This window comes from Balneola sp. (genome assembly GCA_003712055.1).
Classification (GTDB): Bacteria; Bacteroidota; Rhodothermia; order Balneolales; family Balneolaceae; genus RHLJ01.
Map to the genome: position 1 here is coordinate 468,702 of RHLJ01000004.1, position 12,611 is coordinate 481,312.

Annotated in this window: 9 protein-coding genes and 1 other RNA gene; 2 read left to right on the forward strand and 8 right to left on the reverse strand. The window is 40.5% G+C overall.

Translation table 11 applies throughout. The annotated features are described in order from the left end of the window. Positions 1–4 precede the first annotated feature (4 nt). Positions 5–105, forward strand: an RNA gene (gene ffs, locus ED557_11830) — signal recognition particle sRNA small type. A gap of 194 nt (positions 106–299) precedes the next feature. Here the strand turns inward: ffs and ypdA are convergent. The 4 genes from ypdA to ED557_11850 all read right to left on the reverse strand — a co-directional run bounded on the left by ypdA (position 300) and on the right by ED557_11850 (position 6,981). Beyond that, positions 300–1,256 (reverse strand): YpdA family putative bacillithiol disulfide reductase, encoded by a 957-nt coding sequence (gene ypdA / locus ED557_11835; protein ID RNC83375.1) that lies wholly within the window; start codon positions 1,254–1,256, stop codon positions 300–302. A gap of 116 nt (positions 1,257–1,372) precedes the next feature. Further along, complete coding sequence (gene glsA / locus ED557_11840; GenBank protein RNC83376.1) at positions 1,373–2,947, reverse strand: glutaminase A; 1,575 nt, start codon at positions 2,945–2,947, stop codon at positions 1,373–1,375. A 196-nt stretch (positions 2,948–3,143) separates the two neighbouring features. Next, positions 3,144–4,076, reverse strand: coding sequence for an alpha/beta fold hydrolase (locus ED557_11845; protein ID RNC83377.1), 933 nt, complete (start codon positions 4,074–4,076; stop codon positions 3,144–3,146). Between the two features lie 4 nt (positions 4,077–4,080). After that, positions 4,081–6,981 (reverse strand): T9SS C-terminal target domain-containing protein, encoded by a 2,901-nt coding sequence (locus ED557_11850; protein RNC83378.1) that lies wholly within the window; start codon positions 6,979–6,981, stop codon positions 4,081–4,083. A 41-nt stretch (positions 6,982–7,022) separates the two neighbouring features. Between ED557_11850 and ED557_11855 the strand changes: the two genes are divergently transcribed. After that, on the forward strand, positions 7,023–8,597 hold the full coding sequence (locus ED557_11855; GenBank protein RNC83379.1) for a Ppx/GppA family phosphatase: 1,575 nt from the start codon (positions 7,023–7,025) through the stop codon (positions 8,595–8,597). 86 nt (positions 8,598–8,683) lie between these two features. On the opposite strand, the gene ED557_11860 is transcribed toward ED557_11855, so the two are convergent. Genes ED557_11860 through ED557_11875 form a run of 4 tightly spaced genes read right to left on the reverse strand, consistent with a single transcriptional unit; the run spans position 8,684 to position 12,586 of the window. Next, complete coding sequence (locus tag ED557_11860) at positions 8,684–9,631, reverse strand: SDR family NAD(P)-dependent oxidoreductase (protein RNC83380.1); 948 nt, start codon at positions 9,629–9,631, stop codon at positions 8,684–8,686. A 52-nt stretch (positions 9,632–9,683) separates the two neighbouring features. Further along, on the reverse strand, positions 9,684–10,679 hold the full coding sequence (locus ED557_11865) for a glycosyltransferase (protein RNC83381.1): 996 nt from the start codon (positions 10,677–10,679) through the stop codon (positions 9,684–9,686). A 43-nt stretch (positions 10,680–10,722) separates the two neighbouring features. After that, positions 10,723–12,111, reverse strand: a complete 1,389-nt coding sequence (locus ED557_11870; GenBank protein ID RNC83382.1) for a M28 family peptidase — start codon at positions 12,109–12,111, stop codon at positions 10,723–10,725. A 4-nt stretch (positions 12,112–12,115) separates the two neighbouring features. Beyond that, positions 12,116–12,586, reverse strand: coding sequence for a hypothetical protein (locus ED557_11875; protein RNC83431.1), 471 nt, complete (start codon positions 12,584–12,586; stop codon positions 12,116–12,118). Between the last annotated feature and the right edge of the window lie 25 nt (positions 12,587–12,611).

Genomic DNA, 12,611 nt, shown 5'->3' on the forward strand with positions numbered 1-12,611 from the left:
TCTCGGGCAAGTCCTATACAGTCAGCTCCCTTTGAACTCCGTCAGGGCAGGAATGCAGCAGCGGTAAATTGGTCGTAGCGACGTGATATAGGTCGCTTGCCCATTTTTATTTCTGGGAGTTGGTGGATTTATTGTTTCAACAAAAAGTAGTCATCCTGAGGATACTCTAGTTGTATTAACTATTTATATAAAGGTCATTCTGAGGCTACCGCCGAAGAATCTGACCGAATACCTGATTAGATCCTTCGGAAGTATCCTCAGGATGACTCAAAAGACAACGAGCAGTGGATTCTACCATATTAGTTCAAAGAACTGGCAATATGCTCAGCAATTTGGTCGGCATGTACTCTTGAGTTCTCGATAAACAACCGACTTGTATCCATTCCTCCACAAACCACTCCAGCCACATACATTCCCTTTCTATTCGTTTCAAGAGACTTTTCCTCATGCACTGGCATACACTTTTCATCATCTGTTAGCTCAATGCCAAGAGCATCCATAAGCGGGTAGTTAGGATGATATCCGGTCATTGCTAATACAAAATCATTTGGGATCGTTTTTTCTCCATCAGGAGTATCAAGAACTACTTCTCCTTCTCTGATTTCCTTTACCTCTGTATTAAAGTAGGCCTGTACTTCTCCAAACTTAATTCGATTTTCGATATCTGGTTTAACCCAGTATTTAACAGAGGGTTTAATTTCTCCATACTTAACCGACATTGTTACTTTGGCATTAGCCCGGTAGCATTCCAGTGCTGCATCAACGGCGGAATTTCCAGCACCTACAACTAACACATTCTGCCATGCATAAGGGTGAGGCTCATCGTAGTAATGCTTTACTTTTGGTAAATCTTCGCCTGGTACGTTCATTAAGTTCGCAGAGCCATAAAAACCAGTTGCTACTACTACTTTTGCTGCCTTATAACTGTCTTTATCCGTTTTTACTATAAACGCTCCGTCTTCGCCTTCCACTGAAAAAACTGTTTCATAAAGATGAATGGGGAGTTTGAAATGCTCGGCTGCTCGGCGATAATACTCTAGCGCTTCACTTCGTGTAGGTTTAGAACCATGAGAAATAAAAGGAATATCTCCGATCTCCAGCCTGTCTGAGGTGGAGAAAAAGGTCATGTTTGTCGGATAATTGAAAAGAGAGCTAACTAAACACCCTCTTTCAATAATTAAGAAAGGAATATTTTTGCGCTGTAGTTGTATTCCTGTTGCTAAACCAATGGGCCCTGCCCCAATTATAATAACCATGGTAAGAGATTAAATGACTTTCAGAAACCAAAGATACAAACAATCTTCATGTTCCTACTCAGCCTAAATTTTCTTTTTCATGCCTTATCACAAAAAGGCAGGGCTATTTATGAACACTAATTTTGGTTTTCCTTCTTGTCCAGTTTCTTAAGCGCCACTTCAAGCAGGTTTTGAATCTTCTTATTTCCGGATTTCTTGGCGTCGGTAAGTGGAATGCCTCCCCATCGGTCAACGGGCGAAAGATCTACACCATTTTCGATGAGGTATTTTACCACCTCGAACTGATTTTCGGAAACGGCCAGATGAAGAGGGGTTCTACCATCGTAATCCGCGATATTAAGATTTACCCCTTCTGCTTCTAGCCGTAAAAGTTCATCCATATCTCCACTACTGGCTGCCCAGATTAAGCTAACCATTTTTGCTACTTGGTTTCCTTTATGGTTATTGCGAGGATTCAATTTGTGCGAATGTCCCGTAAGGGAATCGTAATGATGGAAGCTAAACTTCTCTACTAATTTATTGCAGAATTCTACCCCACGAACCGTGTTACCATTGGCATCAAGTCTTGGAGACCAGATACTTATGCCCATTACATTCGGTATTACAACCATTAATGCACCTGAAACACCACTTTTAGCGGGGATACCAATTTTAAAAGCAAATTCTCCGGAGGAATCATACATACCGCAACTAAGCATTAATGAAAGACAATTTTGTACGGTTAATGGGTTGAATATAGCTTCTCCAGTAAGGGGATTAGTACCTGCATTAGCCAAAGTTGCTGCCGCTACCGATAAGTCCTTTGTGCATGACTCTATAGAACAACATTGGAAATAAAATTCCAGGATATCATTTAGGTTTGTTGTTTCAGGGAAAGCATTGTTCTCTCGCATAAAATATGCTAAAGCAAAATTCCGATCAGCAGTCTGGCGCTCCGATAAATATACTGCATTATTGAAATACACAGGTTTATTCCCATTCAGTTGGCTCCAGGTTTTATTTACCCGGTCGAAGCGATCAGCGATATCCAGGTCTTGTCCTATCAAAGCACAGCTCATGATTGCTCCCGCATTAATCATAGGATTATGAGGAAGTCCTTTACTATTTAAAGTAAGTTCGTTGAATGACTGCCCACTTGGTTCTCTCCCAATATGTTGATGGACCTTTTCTTCCCCAAGCTCTTCAAGTGCAATACAATAGTTGATGGGTTTACAGGAAGATTGTAGGCAGAAATTTTTATCGAAATCTCCCAGCGAATAGCGTTGTCCATCAATAGTGCAAATCGAAACAGCATAATGCTCAGGGTTTATCCGGGCCAGTTGCGGGATATAATCAGCAATATTGCCGTCTTTATTTTTAATCGTTTCGTCAAAAATATTCTTGATCTCCTTGCATAAGAGCTGAAAGTCAGGAATAACTAATTCCTTTTTTAGTGATTTCTTAATGAGTGCGTGATTCTTTATGATATCATGGAACTGCTGGTCATCAATTATAACTTTCCCGATTTGGTCATCGACTTTTGTTTGAAGTTTATCGATGAGACCTTGAAGTCTTGGGTCATCACTCAGTACTCCATTTTTAGCTAGTAAGTCCAACAACTTTTCAGCATTTACTTGCTTGTCCTTATTTTTTCCAAGTAGCCTGAAAAGTGAGGCTACCTCTTTGTTCTCTATATTTTCAGTGGTTAACATATGATTTTAGTTGGATATTTTTGTTCGGTTAAAAAGTGCCTGTGTGTTGGTTTTGCAGGCTTGATTAGGCAAGGAAAAAGGTAGCACTCTTTTATTTATTTAAAATTAAAATGAGAGCTTTTAAGGGTAGTCTTAAGGTCTACTTAACAACAAAAAAGAGCGAAAATAGATGAAATCAGAATTCACCGTTATTTCTTTAGAGCATCAGCCAATTGATGATAGTTTTGTTCATCCAGTTTTCAGGTTTGCCGATAAATCCTACATGCCCTCCCTTGCGGGTAAATGTGCTGCTGATATACCTGTTCTTTTCTATAATATCGAAGGGGGCATAATCCAAAGGACAGAGAGGATCTTCATGGCTATGTATGAGCAAAATAGGAGTAGATACCTGGTTTAAGAAACGAGCTGAAGAACATGACTCATAATAGTCTTCTGCGTCCCTAAAGCCGTGTACCGGAGCAGTAACCTGGTCGTCAAATTGATATAAGCTCGAACCTGAAAACTCCGGAAGGTCGGGATAAGTTATCCGTTTAAGTGTTAGTTTCTCCTTCAACGTACGGATGAAACGATAGGAGTAAATTCGATTAAAACCATGATCCAGATTTAAGGAACCAGCTTTGAGTTCATAAGGGGGTGAAACTGCAACTGCTTTACTAACGATTGTTGATTTAGCATTTTCTGCAAGGTATTTGATTAATGCGTTTCCACCCAGCGAAAACCCTACAGCAAAAACAGGGTTATTTATAAATCTCGAATTGATCCATTCAAAAAAAGTAGCATAATCGGAGGTTTCTCCTGAATGGTAAAATCTTTTTTTGAGATTTAACCTGCTACCACATCCCCTGAAATTTAGTGCAACTGATGAAATGCCAATATCCCGTAAGTCATGCATCAGATTTCGGATGTAAACGCGTTTAGAAGACCCCTCAAGACCATGAAATAATGCCACAACTGGCCGCTGATTATTAAGATCAATAAGATCAATTTCAAGGAAGTCATCATCCGGAGTAGGAATTTCCTCGCGGGTAACTGCTACTTCTCTGACTTTACTAAACGAAAAAGCGATAGTATGAATGTGCCCATTCAGAGCCCACCAACTTGAGGTAAAGCTATTATTATAGGCACTCAAATGATTATTTAATGAGGGAGAGCTTGATGGTTTCCTTTGTTCCTTCCGTTTCTAAAATGGCGAAATACACACCGCTACTTAGTTCATCGAAAGAAACCTCATAGGAATAAATTCCGCCCTCAAGACTTTCGTTGATTACCGATTTTACTTTTTGACCTAACATATTGTAGACGTCCAAACGGACTGATTGTCGCTCGGAAAGTGTAAAGCTGAACGTTGTGTTCGGGTTAAAAGGATTCGGGTAATTCTGAAAGAACTCGACAGAATTAGGGAATTCATTATCTCTTGTAGAGTTCAAATCACTGACTTGGAAAATAGTTTGATTACGTCCGGCTAATACCTGGTTTGCTAGCTCAGTTTCTGAATCCCCAAATGCATAAACAAAACCTAAAGAGACCGATTCTCCTGGTGGTATAAAATAAGGCCCCGTAGCTACAACAGAGGAGATATCAGTTCTGAAGGCAAGGGTATTTTCTGTTCCGGCTCTCAAAGAATTTCGTTTTTCGATAATGTTGTACCCATCGGATAAACCGAATTGAAAGTCAGAATTTGAGCCCCCAAAATTATTGTTGATTGCCAATACACTAGAAGTATTAGCCAGGGTTGCTACTGCAACCATAGGAAAACCAGAGTCTTGTTCACCTTGAGCAAACAGAATGTCATCTTCTTGATTATAACTCACATTGTTATTGGTGAAATCTCCGATATCCCAATCATTAAAAATGCCAAGATAAACTTCTGACAAGGCCAGGATAGAAGAAGTATTTCGGATTACATAGTTAAGGATCACACTATTTTCCAAATCCGGAGTAGCGAAAGCGTAGGTGTTCAGTGAAATTTCAACTTTATCCAAACCGGTATTTTCAGTAGGTCGGAACATCGTGAAGCCATCGGCTAATGAAACGATACCGGGATCAGTAACTTCATAAAATTCTACAGGAGTGAACTGCCGATCAACATTCCCAGAAGTAGAACGGACATTATTGGCTACTCTCTCATTGGCTTCAAAAATAATACCGCCTTCGTAAAGTAAATTATCGGTTAAGAAGTTGGCGGTTTGATGATCGGGAACAAAACCGACACCTCCAATTCCATTCTGAGCATCAAAGAATCCAATATTTCCTGACGGAGAAAAAGAAAGAGCCAGGTTATTTGCATCAGAAACGTCAAATTGAAGATTATCAAAAACGATTACTCTGAAATCACGATACCCAACGCTGTTGTCTATAAATTCGATCATCATATCAGCGGAGAGCGTTTCTAAAATATCTTCAGTAAGGGTGATTGGTATTTCTACTTCTGCAATACCATCGTTGCTTATAGCGCCAACCGGAAATGTATTACTTGAAAAACTTAACCCAGGGGTTAGGGCTTCTACATTAATAGTTAGCGATGTAGTAGCATTACCAACGTTCCTTAAAAATACTTTAAATGTCCCATTCTCATTTATTCCTAGTTTCCCCCCCGATTCATTAAAAGATTCGGACCGCTCAATCACTATTCCTGGCTGAGGTGAGGAAATAGCTACAAAAGCGTCAATACTCCCTGTACCGAGTTGAAGAGCAAATTCACCAGAATTAAACTGATCGATTGAAGAAGATGAGGTGCGAATTTGTTGTTTGATTTGTTCTGGGGTCCATGTTGGGTATTCGGTTTTGATGAGTGCTGCTAACCCTGACACAACAGGCGAAGACATAGAAGTTCCCTGGAATGTTGCGTAATCAGAAGGCCCCACCCCTACGCTACTACTTATTGTTCCCTGTGCAAATACATCTACAGTTGAACCGTAGTTCGAATAGCTGGCTATGATATTTCCAGTAGTTCCCAATGCTCCAACCGATAGTACATTTTCTAAACTGGAAGGATAGTGCAGTTCGTTAGTCGATGAGTTTCCAGCAGAAGCAATTACCAGTACTCCTGCTTCAGTGGCCATATTCACAATATCTTCTCCAAATGAAGAAAAGCCAAAACCTCCCCAGCTACAGTTTACAATATCTGCTCCATTTATTACTGAATACATGATTGCTTCATAGCCGAAGCCAATAGATCGTGACTCATCATTTCCGGTGGATGGGTCGTCAGCGATCCCCCCTGCTTTTACCGCCATATATTTTGCATTAAAGCCTGCACCTGCCAGTCCAAGGTTATTATCAGGAACAGCGGTTGAAATTCCTGCTACATGAGTCCCGTGAGGATTATTAATAGCGAAAGGATCGCTATCCTGAACAGCATTAGCTGTGGAGCCGGAATCCCAAAAATCCCACCCTAAATAATCATCAACATATCCATTGTTATCGTCATCGATACCATTACCGGGGATCTCATCTTCATTTACCCAGTGCTTTTCTTCAAGATCTTCATGCAGGTAGTTTACCCCACTATCCACAACAGATATAATTACCTCTGTAGAGCTTTGGCTTATTTCCCAGGCGTCATCAAAGCTATGAAAGTTTACAAAGCTATTTTGGATTGGATCATTCGTATTAACTACATCATCGGTATAGTATATAAATCGAGGCTCAGCGTATTCAACATCAGGTAAAGAAGAGATTTTCTGGGATAGTACCAGAGGGTCAATTTCATCATTATACTGGAATTCATAAATCCTGGAAAGGTCACTCACGTCTGGCATAGAAGCCAGTTTACCTTTCGCCCTTAGTGTGGAATTTAGCTGTTGAGAATATTCATCTCTCCATATCTGCTTTAGGGGGGAGGCATTATAAGTGGTTAAAAAAGACGCCTCCGCTTTTGATTTAGAAATGTAGGCTTCAGCGGCTAGATCACTTTCAAATTTGATGATGATAGTATTCTCAGCATAATCAATGCCAGGTTGCTGAGCGAGTGAAGGAAATGTTATTAATACGAGAGCAAATAAAATTCCAATACGATGCATTTTCATAAGCAAGTTGAATAGTATATTAGGGCAAAAGTATTAGTATTAATTCATTGGTACAATTAACGACTCAAATTAATACAACAAGACCTATCAAGCGTATTGCTGCCATTGATTTAGGTACCAATTCTTTCCATGCAGTAATCGTTGATATTTTCTCAGATGGCAGTTTTCGCAAAGTTGATGACCTTAAAGAAATGGTTCAGCTTGCAAAAGGAGGGTTAGGAAAAAGCTTATCCAGGCCCGCCTTTCAACGGGGAATTAACGCTCTCCGGAAAATAAAAGTGCTATGTGATAGCTATGGAGTAGAACGAATTCTGGCTTATGCAACAAGTGCGATCAGGGAATCGGAAAATGGTGGGGAATTCATCCAAAAAAGCATTGATGAACTCGGAATAAAAATACGAGCTATTCCCGGAACCATGGAAGCAGAACTCATTGGATATGCCGTCCAGCATGGCGTTCGGTTAGCAGACGAACCTGTTCTAATGGTAGATATTGGAGGGGGAAGTGTTGAATTCATCTTAGGCAATGCTAAAGAATTCTTTTTTCTTTCGAGCAAGAAAATTGGTGTTTCCAGAATGACGGACATATTTAAACCGTCAGATCCTATAACCAACGATAATATTTCAGAGTTAGAAGCTCATTATGAAGAGGAGCTTATGGAGGTATGGGAAGCTCTAAAGAAAAACCCTATCAGGACAATTATTGGTTCGTCAGGCACTATGCAAAATATCGGGATGGTGATCGCAGACCAAAAGAACCAGCCTACCAGTATTACAATTAACGAATTAGAATTTACAGCTGAGGATTTTTTTAATTTTTATGACTGGTTCATCACACTAGATAGAGATGAGCGGCGAAAAATTCCCGGGTTGGATTCGAAGCGAATTGATTTTATCAATACTGGTGTAGTATTGGTTAATCTGTTGCTCAAAAAATTCCATATTGATAAAGTAAAAGTCTCAACACAAGCACTTAGAGAGGGTATCATCATTCGGCATTTAAAAAAGGATATGGAAGAGGTTTCTGTAGCTGAAGAAATTGCTGATCCAAGAAGACGAAGTGTTTTTGAGTTATTGAGAAAATGCAACTGGCACGAAAAACACTCTCGTAAAGTAGCAGAACTCGCACTCGTTATCTTTGACGAACTCTATCAAGACTTAAGCCTCACACAAGAAGACCGGGAGTTGTTGGAATACGCAGCGTATCTGCATGATATTGGCTATCATATTTCTCATAAAGCCCATCATAAACATGCTCTATATATTATCAGGAACTCAGATCTTATGGGTTTTCGTCAAAATGAGATAGAAATTATGGCTCATGTAGCTCGATATCACAGACGGTCTACTCCAAAGAAAAGGCATATTGAGTATTGGGGATTAAAGCCGGAAGTTAGAATGAGAATAAAAAAACTGTCGGGCATTTTGAGAGTAGCGGATGGCCTGGATCGAAGTCACTTTCAAAATGTGATTGATCTCAAGGTTCAAAAAAAGGAGAAGGAGTTAATGCTTACCATTAAAACTCTTGATGAGCCTCACCTTGAAATTTGGGGTGCTTCGAGGAAGGCTTATTTGTTAGGAGAAGTACTAGGAAAAGAAGTGGTGATTCGAAGGGGCAATTAACAATTTTTCAATAACCAATTAAGAATTAGAAAGATGGTATCTGCACCCTAATTCTTAATTGAAAAATTGAAAAATTGATAATTGAATCATTGAAAAGTATTCAGGTAGTCAAAGTGAGCTTTTAAGCCTTTCTTGATATCTGTTTTTGGTGAATAATCCAGTAAGTGCTTTGCCTTTTCAATATCAGCATTGGTTTCAAATACATCTCCGGGTTGCATAGGTAGATATTTAATTTCTGCATCTCGTTGGGTAACCGTTCGCACTTCATCTATCAAAGATTTTAACGATACCGTTTTCGACTCCCCTAAGTTTACGATTTCAAAGCCCGAACAACGTTCAACAGCCTTTAAGGTGCCATTAATGATATCGTCGATGTAGGTGTAATCTCTTTTGCTGGAACCATCGCCAAACATCGTAATTGCTTTTCCCTCCATAAAAGAACTAAGAAATTTGTGGATTCCCATATCTGGTCTTTGACGTGGGCCATACACGCTAAAGAAGCGCAAAGCATAGATATCAAAGCCGTAGAGATTATGGTAAGTCTTACACAGCAGCTCACCCGCTTTTTTTGTGGCTGCATATGGGCTTATTGGATCGTCTACAGGATCATGCTCAGAAAAGGGAGTTTTTTTATTGTTCCCATAAACTGAACTACTGGAAGCAAAAATCATTTTTTTATGTCCGGTAAGCCGCATCGCTTCAAGCAGGTTCAGTGTACCATTTACATTTACTTCGAAGTAATCTTTTGGAGACTCTATAGATGGGCGAACGCCGGCCTTTGCCGCCAGGTGGATAACGGAGTCATAGTTATTGGCCTCGAATAATGCATGAATATCGCTTTCTGTTCTTAAATCTCCCTCCACTAATTTGAAATTCGGAGATTTCATTGCAATAGCTAGGTTTCTCTCTTTGACCGACTTTTGATAGTAAGAATCAAAATTGTCGAAACCAGTAACAGTATGGCCTCGACTAAGAAGTGCTTCAGTTAAGTGGGAGCCTATAAAACCTGCTGCTCCGGTTACTAAATAGTTCATTTTGACTTACAGGTAAAAATTAAGGAGCAAAAGCTATTAATCATGTAGTCTCTTAGTTAAATACATGGACATTGCGCAACCGATAAGGTGTCCTATCTCGACCATCATAATATATCCGTATCAAAATCTCGATAACAATGCCTGTTGTAATTAACTGTATGCCACCAAGTACTAAGATCATACCCAGGATAAGAAGTGGCTTCCCCCAGATATCACCACCCATTATTTTTAAACCCAATAAATAAAGGTTGATGATTACACCGGCTACAAAAGTAATTAGCCCTGGCATACCAAATAAGTGCATAGGTTTAGAGAGGTAATTCTGAAAGAATAGCATAAGGAGTAGATCACTCACAACCTTAAATGTACGGCCTATCCCATATTTTGAATCGCCCCAGCTCCGTTCGTGATGGCTAACACCCATTTGAACAATTCTGGCTCCCTCAAGGTGAGCTAGAACAGGTATAAACCGATGCAATTCCCCGTATAAGCCCAAGTTCTTTGCAATCTCAGCTCTGAAAACCTTAAGTGTACAACCAGCATCTTTTATATGAATTCCTGTTGATCTACGGATAATAAAATTAGCCAGCTTACTAGGAATTTTCCTCAAGAACATTCCATCTTTTCGGTTCATACGATAACCTGCTACAACATCTGCTTCTTCAGTCGTAAGCATGTCAATCATTGCAGGAATGTCAATTGGATCGTTTTGTAAATCTCCATCGAGTAAGGCTATGTATTTTCCCTGACTATGTTCTATCCCGGCGGCTAGTGCGCTACTTTGCCCGTAATTTTTTCTTAATTCGATGAGCTTCATTCCTGGCTTTGCATGTTCTTTTATTGCTGAAACGGTACCATCGGAAGATCCATCGTCCACGTAAATCAGCTCGAACTCGATGTCATTAAGAGCCTTGTACACCTTATCGATAAGAGGCTTGATATTCCCTTCCTCGTTATACACGCATACAACGAGCGAAAGAAAGGGTTTGAGCAGGGTCTCTTCAACAGCTTCTGCCCAGGCCGAGCCAGATTCACTTAAGTTTTCCATGCCAGTAATTTACCAACAAGTAGAACTAAGAAGAAACATAAGTTTATTCACCCTCCTGAGGGGATGGCCCATCAAAACTACCGGCAGGACCAGGGAATACCACAGGGCTTTCGAATCCTTCTTTTGATACAGCGGCTACTCCAAAGTAGTAGTTATCGATAACCACATTTTCGAGAGTATGTTCAGTAACATCAGCCGGAACAAATACACTTTTCTCCCATTGATTTGAGTCGGTAAGCCTCCAGTATATTTTGTAGCCAGCAAGCTGTGGATTTTTTGATGCATCTAATGCATCCCATTTCAGTGTAGTGCTAGGCTGTACGGCACCAGATATTTGAACATTTGAAGGAGGTGCTGGTGCCCATGCCATACCTGCCATTACTACTGCATTTAATCCGGTTAATTTTGCAGCATAGTCAAAGTCTACACCTTCCATGGTATCTCCGTATTTGATTCCATTTTCGGTACGCAAGTCCTGGTGCTGCATCACATAATTCTCGTTTGTTTCCATGATCCGAACTCCTGGAAACCCGGCTTCATTAAACGGACGATGGTGCCCACCACGCCCAAAACGATCGAGGCGGTAAATCATCATTACATCCAGATTGGGAACATACATGTCAGCCATTTTATCTACATATCGGGCAAGGTTCCTTGAGGGAGAGTCAACCTCACCACCAGTAAACCTGCGAATTCTGGCTTCGCGCTCTGTTTCTACAAACCGGGTTCCTTCCGAAAATACGCGAGCGGTTGTGTTATCAATTACTCCGTTAATCCCTTTGATATTCCCGATCATATCATTATTCAACACAGCTTTCAATTCCCACCCCTTTTCAATGGCGTATTGGGCGACGATTTGACCTCCAAATAATCCTTGTTCTTCCCCAGAAAGTCCAACATACATGATAGAGCTTGGGAATTCATACTTAGTAAGCATCCTGGCTGCTTCAATGGCTCCGGCCATACCTGAGGCATTGTCATTAGCACCTGGAGAATCTGATGTGCTGTTTGATACATCAGAAACCCGGGAATCAATATCCCCACTCATCATCACAAACCGATTAGGATCAACGGTTCCCCGCTGAATGGCAACCACGTTTACTACATTAGTAGGCTCCGGAATTCTACGCTGACCTTCTATAATACCCGATACATAAAATACCTCGAGGCATCCACCACACTCTTCCGAGATTTTCTCAAATTCAGCTTTTATCCATCTTCGAGCGGCTCCTATTCCTCGAGTATTTGAAACGGTATCAGAAAGGGTGTGACGGGTTCCAAAATCAGCCAAAGCCTGAATATCTGTTTCTAGCCGCTCAGCAGAGGCAGCGATGGCAATAGTATGTAGTTCTTCAGAAGTGATTTGTGCATTAGATATTTCTGAAATAACCAATGGAAGTATAAAAAGAAGGGAAATGCGAATAGATTTCATCGGGTTAGTTTTTATTCAAATTATCGTGGGGGCGTTGCAAATCGTCTGGAAGTCGCCCTGTATTTCGTAAATATTCTTCGAGTTTTTGTTGGAATACTACCTGTGCTTTTAAGCCTGCATTATGACCAAAATATGCACCCGACCCACAGGCTAATACCATCACCACTGCAAAAACAACGCGCTGCTGTACATCAAGTGGGGAATCGTAAATAAATATCCAGATAACCGGAAGGATGGCTACCATTACTGCAATGATATAAGGTGCAGGGGTAGGTCCGTCAAGCCGGCGCATGAATCGCCGGGAAGTTACAAATACAATATTCATGTACACCAAGCCAAAGCCGATAAGAAAAGCTGTTCCTTTCAAGGATGGATCGGTAACAAGGAATAATAATTCAGAAGTAAAAATTGTGAAAGCAGCCGAAAGCAGAAATACGCCTGACAGATAGAATGAGAAACGGGGTAGGTTATCCAGCATTAGTACGGGTTAAAGTTGGATG